This is a genomic window from Sulfurovum sp. AR (assembly GCF_000296775.1).
Taxonomy (GTDB): domain Bacteria; phylum Campylobacterota; class Campylobacteria; order Campylobacterales; family Sulfurovaceae; genus Sulfurovum; species Sulfurovum xiamenensis.
This window is the reverse complement of record NZ_AJLE01000010.1, coordinates 134,289-155,302: the sequence shown is the minus strand read 5'-3', so window position 1 is coordinate 155,302 and position 21,014 is coordinate 134,289. Positions and strand designations below refer to the sequence as shown.

Here is a 21,014-nt window from a genome sequence, read left to right as displayed (position 1 = left end):
GATAAACAGAAGTATGAGTGATGCACATAAAAACAATCCTTTGCACGGTATCAAACTCAAGCAGATACTGGAAGAATTACAAGAAGAGTACGGTTGGGAACTACTGGGAGAGTTTGTGAACATACGATGTTTCAAGTATGATCCCAGTATCAACTCCTCTTTAAAATTCTTGAGAAAAACACCCTGGGCAAGAGACAAAGTGGAAGCCTTGTATCTGCTGATGCGAAAGAAGAAAGCAAAAGAGGGTTAGAAATTTTGTCTATTTTTAGCGGAGACGAAAAAATGTACTTCCACTGCCCGAAAAGAACCATCCCTCTTTCGCTTCGTTCTTTAGTTCAGGATAGGCAATGAGTGCAGCCTTGTAAAGATCATTTAACATGATAGGATCCGCAATGCGTTCGAGCAATGTTTTTGAGTCCAGTTGATCCCACCCAATGAAAGATGCAAGTGAAATGCCATTCAAAAGGTGTTCTTTAAAGGTTTTATAGACCAATGTCGTATCGCAGCCTATCTGGGGTGTATAGAGTTCCAAAGAAAGGGGATCTTCCTCAAAAGGCTCAACAATCTCCCCGAAACCGCTGACATTTGCCGAAGTATAGTTATAGATGAAAAAGGGGAGGTCTGCACCAATCGTACTTCCCAGTTTTGCCAGTTCTTCAGTACTGATCAGGAGATTACAAACCTCTTTCACCAAACGCATGAAGGCCGCAGCATCCGAACTGCCCCCACCTAAGCCTGCCTGACTTGGGATACGTTTGGTGACAACGACCTTATGTTTGTAAAAGAAATCGAGTATCTCAAGGTCACCCGTATGGTCATTCAGTGCTTTATAGGCTTTGTAGATAGTATTGGTTTCGAGTGGTACACCCTCGCACCCTTCTATGGTAAAAGTGTCACATTCACAGGGTACAAAGGTAATGGTATCATAGAGATCCTCTACGTACATGAAGCGGGAGAGCAGGGTATGATAGCCGTTTTCATGTCCAGTGATCTTTAAAAAGATATTGACTTTGGCATGGGCTTTGATACTGTATCCTGCATCAGTTTTTTCTATAGTCGATTGTCTTCTATCGGACTTAGATGTATTTACATGATTCGTTGATGCGGGAAGCGTATCGATATCCCAGTATCCACCTTCATCACCGCCTTCAAAACCACCCATATCACGAAACCTTTTTTATAGAAATTAGATGGGCATTATACTATAAAAAAGATCGGTAGTAAAACCTTAAGGATCAACACACTTCAAATTTAGGGATACGGTTAAATCTGTATTTGACCTCTTCACCCAGGATCTCGATAATGGAAAAAAAGTTCGAAGTTTCGATGAGGTAGAGACCATCTTCTTTTGTTTCAAAAGACTCTCGTGAGAGTTTTTTCCCCAGTTCAAGATGCGCTTCATCACCTCTGTAGACATTGGAAGGAATGGCCAAATGTGTAAAGGGGTCCAGGGCTTTTTCATCGTCATAGTAGAATGCCCCTTCATGGATGCGATGCAGACTAGAGAGCGTACCGTCTACCCCAAGTTTATTTGCAACAAGGGCACCAAGACTGCGTATATAGGTCCCTTCACTCACTGTGGCCTCGAAGTGTACAAAAGGATGGTTGTAGTTAATCAGTTTGATGTCGTAGATCGTAGATGTAATGGTCTTCAGTGCTACCTCCTCACCTTCACGTGCAAGTTCATAGGCACGTTTACCGTTGATCTTCTTGGCACAGAATTTTGGCGGATAATAAGTTAGTTCACCTTTGAGCGAATGCAGTACCTCTTCTATTTGCTGTTGTGTGAAAGGAGATACCTCTTTAATGCTATCTATCTTCTCTATATCAAGACTTGGGGAGTTTGCCCCTAGCCATAGGGTAGCCTTGTAGCTTTTAGGCGTTTTATTGAGGTATTGGAAGAGTTTGGTGTATTGTCCTGTAGCAACAATGAGACATCCTGTGGCAAAGGGGTCAAGCGTACCGGAAAACCCCACTTTTTTTGTTCCGTATTTACGTTTGACATAGCCCATATATCCATTCGAAGAGCGAAAGATAGGTTTATTGACTACAAATAATCTATTCATAGTTGATTTCCTTTAGGATTTACTTTTTATCACACGTAGTGTGCCTTGTCGTTTTGAACGCCCTTGCAAGCGAAGCGATTCGAGAGAAACGACGATTTTTGCTTCGTTTTTTTAAAAAATGAAGGGGAAACACTACCACAATGCAAATATAGGGTAATTAAAAAACATTACAGATATATCAGATTAAATACTTTGAACAAATGAACTGAGTATCTCTTTTTTGTTCCCGCCAAAGTTAATAAGCAGTTTGTACTCTTTACCTGATTTGTTCGCAGCCTGTACACGTCCGATGCCAAAGATCTTATGTTTGACCAGGTCACCTTTTTTGAAAGCGGAACTTTTAGTGATCTTGAGGCTTGTATCTTGAATGAGCCCAGCTTCACCCAAAAAACGGCTCTTGTCTATCATTTTACGCCGGCCTTTGTAAAAACGGCTGTCGACATAACAGAGGGTAAGATCCGACTTTGCTCTGGTGATCGCTACGTAGCCCAGACGGCGTTCCTCTTCCATGTTGGAACCTTCACCTAGTAGAGGGAAGAACTCTTCTTCCAGCCCGATGACAAAAAGGTGTTCGAACTCCAGCCCCTTGGCTGCATGGATACTCATAATGGTAATGGTATCCTCTTCCACCTGGTCTTGGTCACTTTGCAGTGAAATGTCATTCAGGAACTCATCGAGTGTAAGGTCAGGGTTTTTAAGCACTGCATCTCTGAAGTAGCCGTAAAACTCATCGATGTTCAAGATACGGTCAAAACCGTCCACCATACCGGCATAATGGTCTTTGAGCTTGATACGTTCTTCAAAAAGTGTAATGAAGTTACCCAGCTCATTTTCCAATGCTTCTTGTAAGAGTGTGATATCTTCGACAAGTTTTTCCAATGCTGTGGTGATTTTTTTACTGACGACCGCAGGGAATTCTCCGTGTACCGACTTTTTGATATATTCAAACAGTGATATTTTGGCATCAAAAGCAGCCTTCTGTAACTTTTCTATGGATGCTTTACCGATACCCCTTTTAGGTTTATTGATAATACGTATGAGAGAAAAATCATCATGTGGATTGGAGAGTACTCTTAAGTAAGAGATAAGGTCTTTGATCTCTGCACGTTCATAAAAGCGCATACCCCCTATGAGTTTGAAACCTAAACCGGCTTTTGTAAAACCTTCTTCAAGTGAACGAGAGAGTGCATTGATACGGTAGAGTACGGCTATCTCGTTCGGATCTACACCTTCATCCAGGAGTTTTTGTACCTCATGTGCGATGGCTTTCGCTTCCATAGACTCGTCGAGCGAGTGAAGGAGTTTCACCTCTTGTCCCGCCCCTTTATGTGAAGTGAGTTTTTTACCCAGACGTGTAGAATTATGCTCGATGAGTGTATTGGCAGCATTGAGGATGGGTTCAGTGGAACGGTAATTCGTTTCAAGTTTGACTGTTTTACATGTTTCAAAGTTATTGGCGAACTCCAGGATATTACGAATGTTCGCACCTCTCCATCCGTAAATACTCTGATCATCATCTCCTACCACGCAGAGATTGTTATGCTCAGAAGAGAGCAGTTCAAGCAGTTGGAACTGCAGTTCATTGGTATCCTGGTATTCATCTACCATGATGTACTGGTACCGCTGGCTTGTCTCTTTTCTGAGTGCATCATTTTCACTGAGTATCTTATAGGTGAGCATGAGAAGATCATCAAAGTCTACAAGGTTGTTCTCTTCGATATTCTCTTGGTACTTGACATAGATATTGGCTATTTGTTTGTAGTCAGGCAGTTCAGCTTTTTCAAGAACCACTTCAGGTGAGAGAAGTGAGTTTTTATATTTTGAGATCTCAGAAGCGATAAATGAGATGTTGAGATCTACTTTCAACTCTTTGGCTATGGAACGTAAAAGACGTTTTTTATCGTCACTGTCTATGATCACAAAGGCATTGCTTCTACCCAGCTTTTCGATATGGAATTTTAAAAAGAGCAAGCCGAATTTATGAAAGGTACATAAAAGTGGAGGATAAGAGACTTTTTCCGGCATCAATTTAAGGGCACGTTCACGCATTTCTGCAGCAGCTTTATTGGTAAAAGTAAGTGTTAAAGTGTTTGCAGGATCAATACCTACTTCGCCTACAAGGTAAGCCAGTCTGGTCGTCAGTGTTTTGGTCTTTCCACTACCTGCTCCTGCAAGGATAAGCATCGGTCCGTCAATATGTTCAACCGCCTCACGCTGTGATGGGTTTAATGCATTTAAAATTGTTTCCATGAAAATGATTGTGCTCCTATATAGTATTAATTATACCTTTTAATTGATTAGAAGTGCCATAAAGAAATTATCTAGTAACTTGATAGAGAATAAAATCATTCTAATAAGAACAACTTATGTTTTATTAAGTATAATAAGATATAATAACTTTATTAATTTATTTATTTAAAAATTTAATTTAGAATGAAGGATATACTTTAATGTTAAAAGATTTTGTAAAGTTAGAAACATTTTTAACTGTAGCACGTGAAAGAAGTTTTTCTAAGGCTTCTGCAAAGTTAGGGATCTCACAGCCTGCTGTGACACAGCAGATCAAATTTATTGAAAAATATCTTGGGTGTAAGGTGATCGAACGTAAAAAGAACGGTATCAAACTCACCAATGAGGGTGAAGAGCTCTATAAGATAGCCACAAGACTTGAAAAAGAGATACTCTCTGCAGAACAGGATGTACTGAAGATCATCAACAAAGAGATCACTTTCAGACTGGGTGCTTCCTATACGATAGGTGCATATATCATCCCAGGCCAATGTCTTAACACGATCGGTGAAGCGATCAACAACAGTGTAAGTTTAGATATAGACCAAAGTGATAACATCATCGAAAAACTTAAAGATAGAAAATTAGACGTAGGTCTGATCGAATCACCTGTTATGGATAATGACCTTATTTACAGAGAGTGGTTGGAAGATGAACTTGTCGTAGTGAGTAATGTGCCTATCAACAAAACATTGAAAACAGAAGAGCTCTATGACTTTGATTGGATCTGTCGTGATGAGGGTTCTCATACAAGACGCGTTGTGTCTGAAGTGTTTGAAGAGTTAGGTGTTTCATGTAAAAGCTTTAACGTACTCAGCGAAGTAAACAACTCTGCTACTGTACTTCAAACGATCAAGAAAAGCGAGAAAAATCCAGAGAAGCCAGTAGTATCTATCATATCGAAATATGCGATCATGGATGAAGTGGCCAATGGAGAGCTTTTTGAAGCAAGACTTAGAGGGTATACCATGTCCCGTAAATTCTTTATTGTGTATTCTAAAGAGAATAAACACAATGCCTATGTAGATAATGTCGTGAATTATATCTTAGCAGGTCGCTGCTAAGAGCAAATCTATTTTTTTTTCTTGAGAAGTTTTTTATTCTCAGGATTCTTTAAAAGTGCTTCCATTGAAGATTTTTTGGAGGCACTTGCTTCTTTTTTCTTTTCACTCTCTATCACCGGATTCGCAAAATTAATGACGATAGGGTTATCCCCTACAAAGAGCTGTTTGATCGCCAGTAGAGGTAAGGATACCGTTGACCCAAAGTTATCACTTCCAAACCCTGCTTCAAAAGAGAAATACTCCTCATTGAGTTGCGCACTTTCAAAAGTAAAACCACTCAATATAAACAGAACCGTATCGTCAAATGACCCTTTGATATCCGCAGGAAGTTCGGGTGTAAACGTAATGTATTTCACTTCACATGCCAATGCAAATTCCTGATTTTTGTCAAATAAGTATTGAATGGTTTGATAGATGTGAGACTGCATAAGTGTACGATATTCAGGCGTTTGTAAAAGGTTAATTGTCATGATTGTACCCTTTATGAGATTTTGTATGGTTCGATATTTAGAATTTTAAATCCTATCATAGCATTCATTAAAGCTACTTGTGAGTAGTTTTTGAGGTCTTCTTTGCTGATCTGCTTTGGATGGAGAAAGCCCTCATCGATCAGTTTGGCCCTCATCGTACCCTCAAGTAGAGGTTTTTCCGGTGTGACCCACTGTTCTCCGTCAAAAAAAGCAATATTGGATATGGTCGTATCGGTCAGATAGCCCTTTTTTTCTATGATCACTTCATCGACATCTTTGTTGGATGCCAGCAAGGCATTTAACGCATCTCTGTTGGCATATTTCAGACTGTATTCAATATTGGAGGAAACGATCTTCAGGCTATGTATCTCTTTTGGTGTGTAGGGTATATATTCTATAGAGTATAAGCATTCTGCGTAGAGGATACGACAACGATATAGACCTGATTTAGGTGCATCTATACAGGAAGAGAGGTCGAGTATGTCATGGGAATTAAAGAGTAGCTGACGGCTTTTGTTGCATCGATGCTGATGGTAGACAAGGTTATGTATCTTTCCCTCTTCTATCTTGATCGTCTCAAGTAAAAGAGGTGTTTTTGACTGTTCTTGTGGCATTAGGTGTCAAAGAGTTCTGTAGAGAGGTAACGTTCGGCTGTATCACAGAGTATCGTGACGATGGTTTTACCTTTGTTTTCAGGTCTGCTTGCGATGGTATAGGCTGCATGCAGGTTTGCTCCTGCTGAAATACCGATAAGCAGGCCTTCTTCTCTAGCAATCTTTTGTGCCATGGAGAAAGCGGCTTCATTGCTCACTGCAAGGATGTCATCATAAATTTCTGTATTGAGGATCTCAGGTACAAACCCTGCACCGATACCCTGGATCTTATGCGGCCCAGGCTGTCCACCTTCCAATACAGGAGAATCTGAAGGTTCAACTGCGATGACTTCAAGTGAAGGTATTTTAGTTTTTAGTATCTCTCCCGTACCGGTAAGCGTTCCACCCGTACCGACAGCAGCTACAAAGATATCCAGATTGCCTGCCGTGTCATTCAGGATTTCAAAGGCAGTGGTTTTTCGGTGAATATCCGGATTATTTGGATTGTTGAATTGTTGAAGTACTTTTGCATTGTCTAATTCTTTTTCCAATGCTGATGCTTTCGAGATAGCCCCACCCATACCTTCAGACGCCGGTGTCAGTACAAGTTCAGCACCTAAGTGCATAAGAATTTTACGACGTTCTATGCTCATAGACTCCGGCATGGTCAAGATAAGTTTAAGGCCTTTGGATGCACAAATAGCTGCGAGACCGATACCTGTGTTCCCACTTGTCGGCTCAATGATGGTAGTATTCTGATCAATTTCACCTAATTTGAGTGCTTCATTGATCATGTTGAAAGCGATTCTGTCCTTTACCGAAGAGGTAGGATTCATAAATTCACATTTACCTAAGATAGTCGTGCCTGTCTCTTCCGAAAGTGTATTGATCTTGACTAAAGGCGTATTGCCTATCAGCTCTTCAATATTATTTGCAATCATTTCCCATCCTTGTTCATTTGTTTAATGTTAGCAGGTTATTTTTGAGTACGTGCTTTAAGGTCACTATTTTCAACCTCATTGTGGTCAACTTGTACACTCTATGAAACATTTATGCATTTCTTATTCTATGTATCGGTTATCACTCTCTTACTTCTTTGATACTGTAGGCCAGGGTCTCATCTGCATACATAGGGACCACGCCATTGTAGTCGGAAGGTACAGTAAACGCTTTTTTCTCAAGAGTAACGGTTTTACTTAAAGGTGTAACTCCGTAGATCTTCTGGGCATTGCCTGAAATAAAGGCCTGGAGATTTTCCAGGGGTGCCTTTTCATTTTCAAACAGTTCAGCCAAGACCTGCAGGGCGATAGGTGCAGTAAAGACACCTGCTGCACACCCGCAAGACTCTTTCGCATGTTTCGGATGCGGTGCAGAATCTGATCCGAACATCACTTTAGGATGCGCTTCCAGAGCAACCTTGAGCAGCGCACTTCTGTCCTCTGGTCGTTTGGCTATGGGCTTACAGAAGAGGTGCGGTTTAAGCATGCCTCCGGCTACATCATCCAGGGTGATGATCAGATGGTGCAGGGTAATGGTCGCATAAAGATTTTCAAATTTATCTAACGCTTCGACACTCTCTTTGGTGGTGATATGCTCCATAATGATCTTGAGTTTCGGAAAGGCAGTGGCCAACCTTTCATAGATACTGACGAACTCAGCTTCTCTGTCCATCACAAAACCGTTGGTCTCCCCATGGACACACAGCGGGATATTCAGTTCACTCATTGCTTCAAGTGCGGGACGCAACTCTTCTACATCAAACCCGCTTACGCCGCCTTCGGAGTTCGTGGTGATACCAGCAGGATAGAGTTTGATCGCTGTGATCACCTCTTTGACTGATTCTAAAAATGCTTTGTCATAAGAAGGTTTGAAAAAAAGTGTCATATAGGGTGTGAATTTTTCATCACCTATGGCAGCCATGATACGCTCTTTATAGGCGATAACCTCTTCTTTACTGCTCACTGGAGGTACAAGGTTAGGCATGATGATCGCACCTGAAAAAGTGCTCGCTGAGCTTTTAGCGATATTTTCTAACATCTCTCCGTCTCTGAGATGTAAATGCATGTCAAGTGGTGCGGTTAATTGCATCAAAGTCCTTTAAAACATAATAGTGTGTATTGTTTGGGGCCATACTTTTGGGTACGAGCCAATAGATGATATCAATTTTGCCACAAAATGCATTAAGTTTGAGTAAAGCTGTAGGTTTTGGAGGTTTGAAGTCAACCAAAGGGTAGTCAATACCTCCCTTAAAGAGCTGATTACAGCGTAAAATACGCAAAGAACTTGCCGTGAATGCTTTATGGGCTGCATTGAATTCAAACTGCCATTTGGCATATTCTGAACAAGAGGGATAATAGCGGCAGCTTGCAGGTAACATTTTGGAGATATATTGATAGCCTTTGATCGGTGCTAAAAAGAAGTTTTTCATGGCGTATTATAGTTAAAAAGGAATGTAGAGTCAATTTTTTATTTTGTGCTATAATCCCTAACATGAATCATATACAACGCAAGTTTTTAGTCTCGGCAGATATCCGGCGCTGGCTGAAAAAACAATTGCCAAAAACTGAGAAAACAGAACAGTTCTACACGGTTTCTAATGATCAGGAGTTCTGTTACTATCGCAAAGAATATCCAGATACCTATACAAAAGTAACCGTCGATAATCATGTAAACGAAACTCTCACCTCTGTCAGTGAAGAGGAGTATGCTTTTCAACGTAAAAAGTATTTGGGCAGGATCATCGTTAAAAATGTGTATACGGTTACTATAGATGAGAATACATTTGTTGTTGAGAGATACTTGAAAAAGCTTGACGGAATCTATATACTGATCGCCTATTTTCAAGATGAAAAAGTCCTGAGAAGCTCAAAAATCATTCAGGAATTACAACCTTTTGTGTTCAAAGAGATCGACCAGGATAATAAATACAGTGATCATTCTCTTGCCCTCTATGTAAAACCTATGGAGTACGATCTGCAAAAGTTTTTCGAAAAGATAGATGCTTTTGAATCACCCAATCTTTTTTTTTGGCAAGTACCGCAACGTCTCTATGTGCGTGACGGTGTCTCTTTGGTACTTTACAGGAACATTCGTCTGATAAACTACTATAAAATGAATTTTCAGAAGAAACATTTTAGTGCAACACTGCACCGTTTACGTGTACTTTTACGCCGTACAGCTACACTGCTGGAGATTTTTCCGGATCTGTTCAGTCCCAATGTACAGCATTTTTGTACAGAGTTGTTTCAACGTTACTATGAAGAGACAACGCTATTGCGCTATCTTTACTTTTTAAATGAACTGAGTGCCACACGTGAAAATGTGAAGTTAACGCTCTACAGTGAGTTAAAAAGCCTCATCACCCAGGAAGAGGAAGCTGTGACTCAAATGCTCACCTCTAAACCTTTTAGACAAATGTTAACGATCCTTACAAGGGAGATAGGAGTTCAGGAAAACCAAAAGTATATCTCTTTAGAGCAAGAGGTGAAACAGCAGCTCAAAGAGCGTTTAGGAAAATTTGAAATGCTTTTAGAGAAAACAAAAGAGGGGTATGATGATGAGGTGCTTGAAACGCTCTATATCTTTATAGATGCACTTCAAACTTTGATAGAAGATTTTTTCCATATCATCGGAGAAAAGGAGTCAAGAATGATCGTCGAAGAACTGAACATTCTGTTCAAGCCTCTGCGTGAATACAGAAACTGCAAAGAGCGTGCAGCGATACTAAACACCATTAAAGCGAAGTCTGAAACCAAAACTTTAGATATCGGTCCTCTTTTATGCGAGCATGAAAAGATGTTAAAAGATAAAATAGCGCATGCTTTGAAGTTATTGAGATCTTCTAAATTCTATGTGTAATTGTACGTGATCCTTTATGAAGTCCTACAATCTACTTACAAAGTAAAACCTTTCATATAGCATTTTTTGTAAAGGTTTTATTTTAAGATCATACCTTTTCCATCTGAGTTGTATCACTTTTTTCTGTACCGGATTTTTCATCATAAAGTGAGATGATCAGGTCAAAGATCTTTTCTTGTGTAATTGGTTTGATGAAATGTTCAGAGTCTGTTTTCATATCATCCTTTAAACCATCGGGATCTCTAAGCACCACATATTTAAGGGGAGCGAGTTCTTGGATGTTGGCAATGGTTTCTTTGGTTTTTTCAGTGATCATTTGTTCACTGATAATCAAGATATCATAGAGAGCCAGATCATTACCGTGTTTCTTTAATTCATCCATTCCTACATGCACATCATAAAGAAAATATTGAAACATCTTTTTCAGGCTTTGTGCCGTTTTCTCATTTGAACAGAGCAGTAAGATCTTTTTCCCTACTATCTTTTTATCAGGAAGTCTATAATGACGTCTGAAACCCAATTCAACATTTTTAAAAGGTATGCTTAGATGTATGTCTGAAATATTTTCATGGTCATCGACAATGTTACCACCGAGCATTTCAATTTCTTTACTCACATGGATCTTTAAAAAGGATAGAAGTTTTTCTTTGTCAATATGGGTCTCTTGGATCTTAAAAGAGATAAACTCTTCATACAAAAAGTCTTCCACAGAGGAAAGAGATAATACGATCTCCTTTCTATCACTTTTTTGAAAAACAAAGGTGAGTATTTTGCTAAGCACTAGCAACAAGGTATCAGAATCACCCCGTAACCTTCTTGGTATGGTAGCATCCATTTCATAGATAAGTTCGATACGCTTTTCATGCGCAATACTTTTGACAGAAGAAAACAGAGTTTCCAGCACTTTGTTAATGTTAAAGGTATCTTCTATAGTCTCTTCATTTAAATCCATTGACACTCTCCCCAGAATGATATATACAATTGTAGCATTATAAGTTTTAATTAATAAATACTATTGCAAATATAACGAATACTGTTTAGCAGAATAGTACGCTAAGTAACATACTATAAAAAATGTCACAGGAGATTCATACACAGAGTGTATACCTTCTCAAATAAAGTATGATAGGGTTTTCTAGTGATCCACTCTCCCATTTTTCACCACATAAGAATCCGACATATTCACCGAGTGATAGATAGTAGTTCCGTACTTCTTGCTGTAGTACTGCAACAGGAGTTTTTGTAACGTAGGTTCAATGGAGGGAGTGAACCAGCCGTTGTTGCTGAGTACGATCATGTTTTTTGGTTCACCCTCGTAGAGTTTCTCACTAGTCGCTTCAAAACAGATGGCATTTCGATAGATTTTCCCATCAATTTTATAGTCTACGACAGTGGGGCTGGCTACGTAATCTATGGCACCATCATAAAATATTTTATTGACCCAGTCACTTAAAAAATCCGGTAGGGGATTGCTCTCTCCAAAGGGAACCAGTACGACTTTATTGGCTACAGAGACCTTGTTATCTGTAAAGATATAGGTTGAGTTCCGTGGTGTTTTCCCATCCCAGTAGAGCCCTCCGGTGACAATGGAGATCTGTTTGGCCTTTTCTTGTAATCTGTCCAGAGTTTTTGAATGATTTAGAAAGATAGGAAAGACAGATTCAGGGAGTATGACAAGACTTTTATGCTCTTTGATGGCCTGGTCTATCTGTTCGAAAAGAGTCTCAAACTGTGCAGCATGAAGTGTTTCATTCCATTTGTCCTGGACAGATGTAGAGGTAGTAACGAGTTTTACCTTATCATCCATTTCGATAGGTGTTGAAAGATTTGACTGATAGGCAAAGAGAATAAGAAACAGATAGAGGAAGTGCTGCTTCCAAATACTTAAAACAATAGCCCCCAAGATGATGGCATACTGCCATTTTTCTATGCCCAGATAACTCTCTACGAACATGAGCTCAAGTTTGAGCCAATCAAAAGAGAAAGGGTGGATATAGCTTAAGATGAAGAGGCCTAAAGCTTTGAGCAGTAGAGGGAGTAAAGTGCCCGAAACACTCAGTAATGCAGTGATCTTCTCACTGATCCATGCAAGAAACCAAAAGAGTACCCCGTAGCTTAGCATAATGATAACTATCTCTATTGGTACAGCCCAAACCATACCATAATGTTGAAGGCTTAAAGCGATCCACCAAAACCAAAAAAGTCCTATAAAAGCACCGGAAAAAAACCAGACTTTTTTCTCTTCCTGCAGGAGCAGATAGAGTGTTATAATACCTAAAATGGTGTTCATCAGAGGATGAGAAAATCCCCAATAATTAAGGTAAATAAACCCCGAGCTTAAAAGTGCTATGAAAAAGCCTTTTGTTAGTTCAAAGGTGCTAGAATATTGGCTAATTTTATACAAAAGGATTCCTATGGGAGCAGAACAAGGCAGTATGATCGGTTCATTTTTACCCCTCATCATTTTATTCGCAATTTTTTATTTTTTAATTATCAGACCGCAGCAAAAACATCAAAAAGCACATAAAGCAATGCTTGACGGTCTTACTAAAGGTGACAACATCATTACGACAGGCGGCCTTATAGCTGTGATCGTTAAAACTGAAGAAGATTTTATCAAAATCAAATTAAATGATGACACGATCGTCAAACTTGATAGAGCATTTGTAGCTCAAAAGGTTGAGGCTGGTGAAGACGCTTAATTTTAGGGTAATCCTTTTTGCTTTTGCACTGATCTTCGGTGTTGTGTTTTCTATTCCCTCTTTGACGCAAAGTGAAAGCGGGAAGAAGATCACTTTGGGGCTTGACCTTCAAGGTGGTTTGCATATGCTTCTTGGTATTAAAAGTGAAATTGCCATTGAATCACGTATTAAGTCTATGGCAGCATCGATCAAGTATATTTTTGATGACGAAGAGATCATTTTCGATGACCTTCGTATGATCGATGGTGAAAAAATCACATTTGAATTGCTTGATACAGATGAGGTAACCAAAGCCCAGGCACTGCTTAAAAAAGAGCTTGAAGGCACGGTAGTGATCAACAATGGAATGAAATTTTCAGTCACTATGACCGAAGCTGAAGTGGAGCGTACCAAACAAAATGCCATTCAACAGGCAGTAGATACGATCAGAAACAGACTCAATGAGTTCGGACTTGCAGAACCTACGGTTGCAAAACAGGGTGAAGATAAGATCCTTGTAGAAGTACCTGGTATCAAAACACAGGAGGATGAACAGCGTATCCGTGAACTTATCGCCCGTGCAGCACATCTGCAGCTTATGGCTGTAGATGAAGACAGAAACATAAGAGTCAACACGATGAGTCTGGCTGAAGCAAAAAGTTATGGTGATGTCATACTACCCGATGTTAATACCGGTGAAAAATATTTGCTTCGTGCGATTCCGGTATTGGACGGTTCTATGCTGACAGATGCAAAAGTAGGTTTTGATGAAAGCAATCAACCGGTCATCAACTTTACACTGAACGGACAGGGTGCCAAGATCTTTGGTGACTTTACAGGTGTGAGTGTTGGGAAACGTATGGCGGTTGTTTTGGATAACAAGGTCTACTCGGCGCCAGTCATCAATGAACGTATCGGTGGGGGACGTGTACAGATATCAGGAAGATTTGAAATTTCTGAAGCCCATGACCTTGCCATTGCACTTCGATCGGGTGCATTGCTTGCACCTGTCTATGTGATGGAAAAACGTTCGGTGGGCCCAAGCCTGGGTGCGGATAGCATCAAGGCGAGTTCTATCGCTTTGGTTCTAGGATTCATCTTGGTCGTCATTTTTATGGTGGTTTACTATGGTATGGCAGGAATTATCGCAAATGTCGCACTGATAGGGAATCTCTTTTTGATACTTGCGATCATGTCACTCTTTGGTGCCACACTGACACTGCCTGGTATGGCAGGTATCGTTCTTACGGTTGGTATGGCCGTGGACGCGAACGTCATCATCTCTGAACGTATCAGGGAGCTGCTTTATGAAGGTAAATCTGTAGCTAAATCGATAGAGAATGGGTACAGCAATGCCTTTACTGCGATCTGGGATGCCAACGTGACCACACTGATCGCCGCTACAGTACTCTATGCCTATGGTACAGGTGCGATCAAAGGATTTGCACTGACGATGAGTATCGGTATTATGGCATCCATGTTGACTGCGATTGTAGGAACACATGGTATCTACCAGTGGCTTCTACCGAAGATCGATAAGAACAAACTGAGATTATGGTTTGGTATCAGAACAGAGGGAGTAAAATAATGGAAATCTTTAAATATAAAAAACCTCTCTCATTGATGAGCAAGAGTAAACGTTTTGGATTACTTTCGGTCACTCTGTTGATACTGTCTCTGGGGTTGATCATTGGGAAGGGATTTAACTACGGTATAGACTTTGCAGGTGGTACACTTATACAGGTACAATACAACGGTAAAGCACCGATAGAGAAGGTGAGAGAAGCAATAGACTCTGATAGATCCTATGAAGGTGCAACCGTGACTTTCTTCGGTGGTGAAGATGAAGTGGTCATACGTACGAAGACAAGTTCAAAAGCCTTGGGTGTGGATGTCGGTGATCAGATCAGAGCACTGCTTCAAGATACGGGTAACTTTGAAGTAAGACGTGTGGATATGGTAGGGGCAAAGGTTGGATCAGAGCTACGTGAAAAGGGATTGATGGCGATGGTGCTTGCGATCATCGGTATCCTTATTTATGTATCCTTTAGATTTGAGTGGCGTTTTGCCGTTGCCTCTGTAATGGCACTCATGCATGATGTGACCATTGCTATGGGTATGATCGTACTGTTCAATGTTGAGGTAAACCTTGACATTCTTGCGGCACTATTGACCATACTCGGATATTCATTGAACGATACGATCATTGTCTTTGACCGTATTCGTGAGGGTATCAGAACGATCAAAGATCCGGACCTTGGGGCTATCATTGATGAGTCTGTCACCCGTACACTTTCCCGTACAACGTTGACATCACTCACCACATTCTTTGTGGTTCTTACACTCTATCTGTTTGGTGGAGAGATCATTAACGGGTTCAGTTTCACGCTGCTTGTAGGTGTGATAGTGGGTACATACTCTTCTATTTTTGTTGCATCACCAATCTTGATGTGGCTTGGTTTCTCCGTAGGGGGCTTCAGAGAAAAGGAAGCAGAAAAACTCAAAAGAGAAAAAGAGAAAGAAAAAATGCGTGCTATGTATGAAAATGGTACACTATAGTTAAAGTTTAAGGAGTTTGGATGAATTGGGGTAAAGTTTTTTATATGTTTTTTACGTTGATGTCACTTACGACATCAGCAGCATTTTTGTATGATCACTCTATCGTAGCACTGTTTATAGCAGGGTCTGTGAATGTGATCTCAACACTGTTGAAGATAGGGGTAAGAAATCTACTTTCAGCTGAGCTTTTGGCAGGTTCATTGGTTGCTGACCTACATCTTCTCCCTGCATTTTTTGCTCTGCAGTTTTATGGGAACGATGCATTGGCAACAGGATTAGTGATCGGTGCTGTGATCGCGAACCTTTATACGATTTTTATCTCTATGATCGAGAGTGCAAAAGAGAAGGCAGATTTTTAAGCGTTGTTCGGTATCTTACATGTACAGTAATTCCAAGGAATGAGACGTGATAAAGATGCCTACACTTCATGGAACAGACCCCGAAGAGAAACGAAAAGAGATCAAAGATTATTTTCAATATTGTTATAAGCGATATGAATCTCTTTTTCATCTCGTTGCAGATGAAAGTGCTTATTTTAAAAAAGCGGATCCTCTTCGTCATCCCATCATATTTTACTATGGCCATACAGCTACATTTTTCATTAACAAATTCATACTTGCCAAGATCATTAATGAACGTGTAGATCCCAGACTTGAATCACTTTTTGCCGTGGGTGTAGATGAAATGAGCTGGGATGATTTGAATGAAAAACATTATGACTGGCCTACGTTAAAAGAAACCCAAGCTTACCGTGACAAAGTCTATGCGAAAGTCTCTTCGCTTATCGATGTACTTCCTTTAGAACTTCCTATCATGCAAGATTCACCCTGGTGGGTGATTTTGATGGGAATTGAACATGAAAATATCCATCTTGAAACTTCTTCGGTATTGATACGCCAACTTCCATTTGAATCCATAGAAGAAAACAGAGAATGGAGAGAGTGTGAAATGGTCGCTGCTGCACCTCAAAATATACTGCTGGATGTAAACCAAGGTAGAGTGAATCTGGGGAAAAACAACAATGCACAGTTTTTTGGCTGGGACAATGAATATGGAGATCATCAGGCACATATACCAGCATTCAAAGCAGCCAAATATCTTACGTCAAATGCTGAATATATGGAGTTTGTAAAAGATTCTGGATATAGCAATGATAGGTTTTGGTGTGAAGAGGGTAAAGCATGGAAAGCCTATACAAAGGCAGAACATCCCATGTTTTGGCGTAAAGATAAAGATGGGTACAGACTTCGTACTCTAAGCAAAGAGATAGACCTTCCTTTAAATTGGCCAGTAGAGGTCAATCATCTGGAGGCCTCTGCCTTTTGTAAGTGGAAGAGCCAAAAAGAGGGTGTCAACATCACTCTGCCTACCGAGGATGAATATATCCGATTGCGTGATGAAAGCAAAGTACTTTCCTACTTTGAATGGACCGACAGAGACAAGACTATCGCCAATATCAATCTTGAAGCTTTTGCTTCGTGTGTTCCCGTGGATACTTATAAACACGGTGAATTTTATGATGTGATAGGGAATGTATGGCAGTGGTCACGAACACCGATATACCCTTTTGAAGGCTTTAAGGTCCATCCGATCTATGATGATTTTTCAGTCCCTACCTTTGATGGTAAACATACCATTATCAAGGGTGGTTCATGGATAAGTTGCGGGAACCTTGCTACACAGAAAAGCCGTTATGGATTTAGAAGACATTTTTATCAACATGCGGGATTTAGGTATATTCAGAGTACCTATGAAGAGACGATCACAACCAATATCTATAATACAGACAGCCTGATTTCTCAGTACTGTCATTTTGGCTGGGGTGAAAATGCATTGGGTGTGGAAAATTATCCGGCAGCGTGTGCAGGGATCGTTTTAGAGACCATGAAAGATAAACCTAGACGCAGAGCTTTGGACATTGGATGTGCCATAGGGCGAAGTACCTTTGAAATGGCACGCGGTTTTGATGAAGTCATAGGTGTGGATTTTTCTGCACGTTTCATACAGGAAGCACAGAAGCTCAAAGATGATGGTGTATTACGTTACACTATGCCGACCGAGGGGGAACTGGAAAATCTTCATGAGATAAAACTTTCAGATCTTGACTTGGATGATGTACGAAACAAGGTCTCATTTTGGCAGGCAGATGCCTGTAATTTAAAACCTGTTTACAAGGATTTTGACCTGATCTTTGGTGGTAACCTGTTAGACAGGCTCTATGATCCTAAAAAGTTTTTAGATGCTATGGGATCACGTATCAATGAGGGGGGACTACTCATTTTGACCTCTCCGTATACCTGGCAGGAAGCGTCTACCCCCAAAGAGAAATGGATAGGCGGATACAAAAGAGATGGTGAAACTATCACGACACTCGATGGGCTTAAAGAGATACTGGGGAAAGCGTTCAGACTTATCGGTACGAAAGATATCCCGTTTGTGATACAAGAGACTGCACGGAAGCACCAGCATACGATAGCACAGATGAGCATATGGGAAAGGAGAGGTAAAGATGTTTGAAGCGATCAGCCGTCAAGGTACACATAGTATGAAGTGGGATGAAGCAAAGAAAAAGTTTGGTAGAGAGGATCTGCTTCCTCTTTGGGTCGCAGATATGGACCTGGCTTCACCGGCATGTGTACAAGAGGCAATGCTCAGAAGGGCTTCACACCCTATGTACGGGTATACGATCTATCCGGATGCCTATTACGCATCAATACAGAATTGGATGCGAGATCGTTTTTCCTGGGAGATAGAAAGAGAGTGGATCATTCCTTGTTACGGGGTAGTACCTTCTTTGAACTTTATCATCACTGTATACAGTCAAAAGGGAGATGGAATACTAATACAAACACCTATATACCCTCCGTTTGTAAGTTCTGTCAAGCATCAAAAGAGAAGGGTACTTGACAATAGACTGGTCTATGAAAACGGCAGATATCAGATAGATTTTGAGGATTTTGAGCGTAAAGCCAAGGAAGCCAAACTCTTTTTACTCTGCTCTCCTCATAACCCAACCGGACGGGTATGGTCTGAAGAGGAATTGGAGAAGCTCATTGAGATCTGTATAGTAAATGATGTACTGATCATCTCTGATGAGATACATGCGGATATTGTCTATGAAAAAACACACCACAGCATTGGCAGTTTTGAGAAGATCATGCATCATTGTGTTGTTTTAAATGCACCTTCCAAAACATTCAATATCGCAGGGCTGAATACCTCTTATGCGATCATTCCCGATACCAGATTGCGCCAAGCTTACAGAGTAGAACAGGACAGGTCGGGTATTACCAACGGGAACCCTTTTGGTATTGAAGCATTGATGAGTGCCTACAAAGAAGGTGCTCCATGGTTAGAAGAGTTGAAAGAGCACTTACGCTCAAATATTAACTATGTGAATCAATTTCTCACAGAGCATCAACTCCCTATAAAGGCAGTCCCTACAGAAGCAACTTTTCTCATGTGGCTTGACTGTAGAGGTATGGGCCTGACCCATGAAAAAGTGGTTGATTTCTTTTTACATAAAGCCAAACTTGGGCTTAATGACGGTAAAAGTTTTGGTGAGGCAGGGGAAGGTTTCATGCGGTTAAATGTGGGTACATCCAAAGAAGTACTTCAAGAAGCGATGCAGCGACTTCGTGATGCATATGAGGCAGGGTAGTGAGAAGTTTATTTATCTATCTGATACTGTCCCTATGGCTCTATGCATTACCCCAGGTCATCAATGAAGAGATACGCAAATCGGGCATCTCAAAAAAAGATATCAGTATCTATATCAAAGAAGCCGGTAAACATGGAAGGGTCGTGGCTTCACTCAATGCTTCGAAGAGCAGGACCCCTGCATCTGTGATCAAAGTGTTAACCACATATGCTTCGGTCCTGAAACTGGGATTTGATTACCGTTGGCCTACGAAGTTTTACACTATAGGAAGATTGAAAAATGGTGTGCTTCACGGTGATCTATGGGTTCAAGGGTTCGGTGACCCGACCTTAAATGCCGAGGACCTTGAGCAGATCGTCTCTGAGTTACGTGCCGCAGGTATACGTCAGATCAGAGGTGATATTGTCATAGACAGAAGCTATTTCAAGGTGGGAAGCCAAGACAGTTCAGGTTTTGATGAAAATCTTTACAGTGCCTATAATGCCATGCCGGATGCCATGATGTTCAATGAACGAGTGGTGACCGTCTGCGTGAACCCCAAAGAAAAGAAAGTACATAAAAAACATGTAGATGAAAGTTATAAAGTTGTTGACCAATTGGAACACGTCAACAAACCCTGTAGAGGAAAATACTCCTGGCCGAGAGTGAAAATTGATAAGAGCGAAGTGGTGCCTACGGTGTTTCTTCAAGGAAAGATCTCCAAACGATGTGGCACACGGAATATTTGTCAAGTCATTACCAAACCGTATAAGTCATTCTATTATGCATTGAAAGATAGATTGATAAAAGAGGGGATAGCTGTAAGTGGAGGTATGAAATTACGTAAGGTACCTAAAGAAGCAAAAGCATTGTTTACCCATTACTCAGATCCTCTGGAAGAGATCATCTCTGAAACTGCAAAAGAGAGTAATAACCTTTATGCAAGACATCTTCTGCTTCTTTTGGGTGCGAAACTCTATGGTGCTCCTGCCACGATGGAAAAAGGAAGAGATGCCATCAAATATATTTTGGATTCAAGAGGTGCATTAGGTGATGGTGAATTAAAGATCGATAACGGAAGCGGCCTTTCACGTACTTCAAAAATGAATGCAAAACTATTGGCTGTGATGTATGATGATGCGTATGACCGTTATGGTTCAAGATGGATGGAGACACTCTCTATAGCAGGCGTGGATGGTACTATCAAACGCCGCTTTAGAAACACCGTCGTAAAAAAACGTGCATGGATGAAGACAGGGACACTGAGACGCGTGAAAAATATAGGCGGGTATGTCAAGAACAAAGCAGGAAAATACTATACCGTTGTCATCATCATTAACAGTTCCAAGGCTAAATACCGCGGTGCCAAACTGCAAGATGAGATCATGAAGTGGTTGGCAAAAAGTACAGTGGAACCTGGTAGATCATCTACCGTACCCGCTTCTTCCAAAACAAAAGTGCAGCCCAAGAAGCCTGTATCCGAAACACTGTTCAGTAACGTCAAAACAAAAACAGTACCTGTAATGAAGCGGAAAACCAAAGAGAGTGCTGTTGAGTATTATATTCAGGTGGGCGCTTTTTCGAGCATGCCCCACAAAGCGTATTTAGTAAAGATAAGCGCGTTAGGATTACCTTACAAGGTACGCCATACAGAGAATTATAAAGTACTCATAGGTGGCTATAGAGATGAAAAAAGTGCAAGAGAAGTGTTGAAAAAAGTACGTAGAGCTATCAATGGCGGGGCGTTCATCGTAAAGTTATAGTTTACCCCAAATACGTTATAATCCTTTAAAA

Annotated in this window: 20 protein-coding genes; 10 read left to right on the top strand and 10 right to left on the bottom strand. The window is 40.6% G+C overall.

Annotated features, from left to right (window positions below):
- The first annotated feature begins 13 nt into the window (after positions 1-13).
- The gene (locus tag SULAR_RS09535) at positions 14-250 is read left to right on the top strand and encodes a VF530 family DNA-binding protein (RefSeq protein ID WP_008245468.1); all 237 of its coding nucleotides are present in this window, start codon (positions 14-16) and stop codon (positions 248-250) included.
- Positions 251-265: 15 nt separating this feature from the next.
- Here the strand turns inward: SULAR_RS09535 and SULAR_RS09530 are convergent, their stop codons facing one another.
- The 3 genes from SULAR_RS09530 to SULAR_RS09520 form a co-directional block, all read right to left on the bottom strand.
- Positions 266-1,162 (bottom strand): 4-(cytidine 5'-diphospho)-2-C-methyl-D-erythritol kinase, encoded by an 897-nt coding sequence (locus SULAR_RS09530; RefSeq protein ID WP_008245467.1) that lies wholly within the window; start codon positions 1,160-1,162, stop codon positions 266-268.
- 73 nt (positions 1,163-1,235) lie between these two features.
- The gene (gene truB / locus SULAR_RS09525; protein ID WP_008245466.1) at positions 1,236-2,066 is read right to left on the bottom strand and encodes a tRNA pseudouridine(55) synthase TruB; all 831 of its coding nucleotides are present in this window, start codon (positions 2,064-2,066) and stop codon (positions 1,236-1,238) included.
- 183 nt (positions 2,067-2,249) lie between these two features.
- Positions 2,250-4,316 carry an ATP-dependent helicase gene (locus tag SULAR_RS09520; RefSeq protein WP_008245465.1) on the bottom strand — a complete coding sequence of 689 codons (2,067 nt, stop codon included), beginning with the start codon at positions 4,314-4,316 and terminating at the stop codon, positions 2,250-2,252.
- A 200-nt stretch (positions 4,317-4,516) separates the two neighbouring features.
- Here SULAR_RS09520 and SULAR_RS09515 point away from each other — a divergent pair, with 200 nt between their 5' ends.
- Positions 4,517-5,419: a LysR family transcriptional regulator gene (locus SULAR_RS09515; RefSeq protein WP_008245464.1), complete on the top strand. Its 903-nt coding sequence runs from the start codon at positions 4,517-4,519 to the stop codon at positions 5,417-5,419.
- Between the two features lie 8 nt (positions 5,420-5,427).
- Here SULAR_RS09515 and SULAR_RS09510 read toward each other — a convergent pair whose 3' ends face one another.
- The 5 genes from SULAR_RS09510 to yidD form a co-directional block, all read right to left on the bottom strand.
- Entirely contained in the window at positions 5,428-5,889 is a 462-nt protein-coding gene (locus tag SULAR_RS09510) for a hypothetical protein (RefSeq protein WP_008245463.1), read from the bottom strand.
- 11 nt (positions 5,890-5,900) lie between these two features.
- Positions 5,901-6,503, bottom strand: coding sequence for an aminotransferase class IV family protein (locus SULAR_RS09505; RefSeq protein WP_008245461.1), 603 nt, complete (start codon positions 6,501-6,503; stop codon positions 5,901-5,903).
- Entirely contained in the window at positions 6,503-7,423 is a 921-nt protein-coding gene (gene cysK / locus SULAR_RS09500) for a cysteine synthase A (RefSeq protein ID WP_008245459.1), read from the bottom strand. The genes SULAR_RS09505 and cysK overlap by 1 nt, the downstream gene beginning before the upstream one ends.
- Positions 7,424-7,562: 139 nt before the next feature.
- Positions 7,563-8,570, bottom strand: coding sequence for a dihydroorotase (gene pyrC / locus SULAR_RS09495; protein WP_008245458.1), 1,008 nt, complete (start codon positions 8,568-8,570; stop codon positions 7,563-7,565).
- Positions 8,548-8,910 carry a membrane protein insertion efficiency factor YidD gene (gene yidD, locus SULAR_RS09490; RefSeq protein ID WP_008245452.1) on the bottom strand — a complete coding sequence of 121 codons (363 nt, stop codon included), beginning with the start codon at positions 8,908-8,910 and terminating at the stop codon, positions 8,548-8,550. Before yidD ends, pyrC begins: the two co-directional genes overlap by 23 nt.
- Positions 8,911-8,972: 62 nt before the next feature.
- Here yidD and SULAR_RS09485 point away from each other — a divergent pair, with 62 nt between their 5' ends.
- Positions 8,973-10,340 carry a hypothetical protein gene (locus SULAR_RS09485; RefSeq protein WP_008245434.1) on the top strand — a complete coding sequence of 456 codons (1,368 nt, stop codon included), beginning with the start codon at positions 8,973-8,975 and terminating at the stop codon, positions 10,338-10,340.
- A gap of 88 nt (positions 10,341-10,428) precedes the next feature.
- Here the strand turns inward: SULAR_RS09485 and SULAR_RS09480 are convergent, their stop codons facing one another.
- Positions 10,429-11,292: a hypothetical protein gene (locus SULAR_RS09480; RefSeq protein WP_008245433.1), complete on the bottom strand. Its 864-nt coding sequence runs from the start codon at positions 11,290-11,292 to the stop codon at positions 10,429-10,431.
- A 183-nt stretch (positions 11,293-11,475) separates the two neighbouring features.
- Positions 11,476-12,801 (bottom strand): apolipoprotein N-acyltransferase, encoded by a 1,326-nt coding sequence (locus SULAR_RS09475; RefSeq protein WP_081501853.1) that lies wholly within the window; start codon positions 12,799-12,801, stop codon positions 11,476-11,478.
- On the opposite strand from SULAR_RS09475, the gene yajC reads away from it, so the two are divergent.
- Genes yajC through dacB form a run of 7 tightly spaced genes read left to right on the top strand, consistent with a single transcriptional unit; the run spans position 12,755 to position 20,983 of the window.
- Positions 12,755-13,042, top strand: coding sequence for a preprotein translocase subunit YajC (gene yajC / locus SULAR_RS09470; protein WP_008245430.1), 288 nt, complete (start codon positions 12,755-12,757; stop codon positions 13,040-13,042). The genes SULAR_RS09475 and yajC overlap by 47 nt on opposite strands.
- The gene (secD, locus tag SULAR_RS09465; RefSeq protein WP_008245428.1) at positions 13,029-14,609 is read left to right on the top strand and encodes a protein translocase subunit SecD; all 1,581 of its coding nucleotides are present in this window, start codon (positions 13,029-13,031) and stop codon (positions 14,607-14,609) included. Before yajC ends, secD begins: the two co-directional genes overlap by 14 nt.
- Positions 14,609-15,580 (top strand): protein translocase subunit SecF, encoded by a 972-nt coding sequence (gene secF / locus SULAR_RS09460; RefSeq protein ID WP_008245426.1) that lies wholly within the window; start codon positions 14,609-14,611, stop codon positions 15,578-15,580. Before secD ends, secF begins: the two co-directional genes overlap by 1 nt.
- 20 nt (positions 15,581-15,600) lie before the next feature.
- Positions 15,601-15,939: a DUF6394 family protein gene (locus tag SULAR_RS09455; RefSeq protein WP_008245425.1), complete on the top strand. Its 339-nt coding sequence runs from the start codon at positions 15,601-15,603 to the stop codon at positions 15,937-15,939.
- Between the two features lie 55 nt (positions 15,940-15,994).
- Positions 15,995-18,097, top strand: coding sequence for a 5-histidylcysteine sulfoxide synthase (gene ovoA, locus SULAR_RS09450; protein ID WP_038000572.1), 2,103 nt, complete (start codon positions 15,995-15,997; stop codon positions 18,095-18,097).
- Positions 18,090-19,241, top strand: coding sequence for a MalY/PatB family protein (locus tag SULAR_RS09445; protein WP_008245423.1), 1,152 nt, complete (start codon positions 18,090-18,092; stop codon positions 19,239-19,241). The genes ovoA and SULAR_RS09445 overlap by 8 nt, the downstream gene beginning before the upstream one ends.
- The gene (gene dacB / locus SULAR_RS09440) at positions 19,241-20,983 is read left to right on the top strand and encodes a D-alanyl-D-alanine carboxypeptidase/D-alanyl-D-alanine-endopeptidase (protein ID WP_008245422.1); all 1,743 of its coding nucleotides are present in this window, start codon (positions 19,241-19,243) and stop codon (positions 20,981-20,983) included. Before SULAR_RS09445 ends, dacB begins: the two co-directional genes overlap by 1 nt.
- Positions 20,984-21,014 lie beyond the last annotated feature (31 nt).

Excerpts from the sequence above, each read along its gene's own strand:
- SULAR_RS09535 (WP_008245468.1), top strand. The coding sequence starts at position 14 with ATGAGTGATGCACATAAAAACAATCCTTTGCACGGTATCAAACTCAAG.
- SULAR_RS09530 (WP_008245467.1), bottom strand. The coding sequence starts at position 1,162 with ATGGGTGGTTTTGAAGGCGGTGATGAAGGTGGATACTGGGATATCGAT.
- truB (WP_008245466.1), bottom strand. The coding sequence starts at position 2,066 with ATGAATAGATTATTTGTAGTCAATAAACCTATCTTTCGCTCTTCGAAT.
- SULAR_RS09520 (WP_008245465.1), bottom strand. The coding sequence starts at position 4,316 with ATGGAAACAATTTTAAATGCATTAAACCCATCACAGCGTGAGGCGGTT.
- SULAR_RS09515 (WP_008245464.1), top strand. The coding sequence starts at position 4,517 with ATGTTAAAAGATTTTGTAAAGTTAGAAACATTTTTAACTGTAGCACGT.
- SULAR_RS09510 (WP_008245463.1), bottom strand. The coding sequence starts at position 5,889 with ATGACAATTAACCTTTTACAAACGCCTGAATATCGTACACTTATGCAG.
- SULAR_RS09505 (WP_008245461.1), bottom strand. The coding sequence starts at position 6,503 with ATGCCACAAGAACAGTCAAAAACACCTCTTTTACTTGAGACGATCAAG.
- cysK (WP_008245459.1), bottom strand. The coding sequence starts at position 7,423 with ATGATTGCAAATAATATTGAAGAGCTGATAGGCAATACGCCTTTAGTC.
- pyrC (WP_008245458.1), bottom strand. The coding sequence starts at position 8,570 with ATGCAATTAACCGCACCACTTGACATGCATTTACATCTCAGAGACGGA.
- yidD (WP_008245452.1), bottom strand. The coding sequence starts at position 8,910 with ATGAAAAACTTCTTTTTAGCACCGATCAAAGGCTATCAATATATCTCC.
- SULAR_RS09485 (WP_008245434.1), top strand. The coding sequence starts at position 8,973 with ATGAATCATATACAACGCAAGTTTTTAGTCTCGGCAGATATCCGGCGC.
- SULAR_RS09480 (WP_008245433.1), bottom strand. The coding sequence starts at position 11,292 with ATGGATTTAAATGAAGAGACTATAGAAGATACCTTTAACATTAACAAA.
- yajC (WP_008245430.1), top strand. The coding sequence starts at position 12,755 with ATGGGAGCAGAACAAGGCAGTATGATCGGTTCATTTTTACCCCTCATC.
- SULAR_RS09475 (WP_081501853.1), bottom strand. The coding sequence starts at position 12,801 with ATGAGGGGTAAAAATGAACCGATCATACTGCCTTGTTCTGCTCCCATA.
- secF (WP_008245426.1), top strand. The coding sequence starts at position 14,609 with ATGGAAATCTTTAAATATAAAAAACCTCTCTCATTGATGAGCAAGAGT.
- SULAR_RS09455 (WP_008245425.1), top strand. The coding sequence starts at position 15,601 with ATGAATTGGGGTAAAGTTTTTTATATGTTTTTTACGTTGATGTCACTT.
- ovoA (WP_038000572.1), top strand. The coding sequence starts at position 15,995 with ATGCCTACACTTCATGGAACAGACCCCGAAGAGAAACGAAAAGAGATC.
- SULAR_RS09445 (WP_008245423.1), top strand. The coding sequence starts at position 18,090 with ATGTTTGAAGCGATCAGCCGTCAAGGTACACATAGTATGAAGTGGGAT.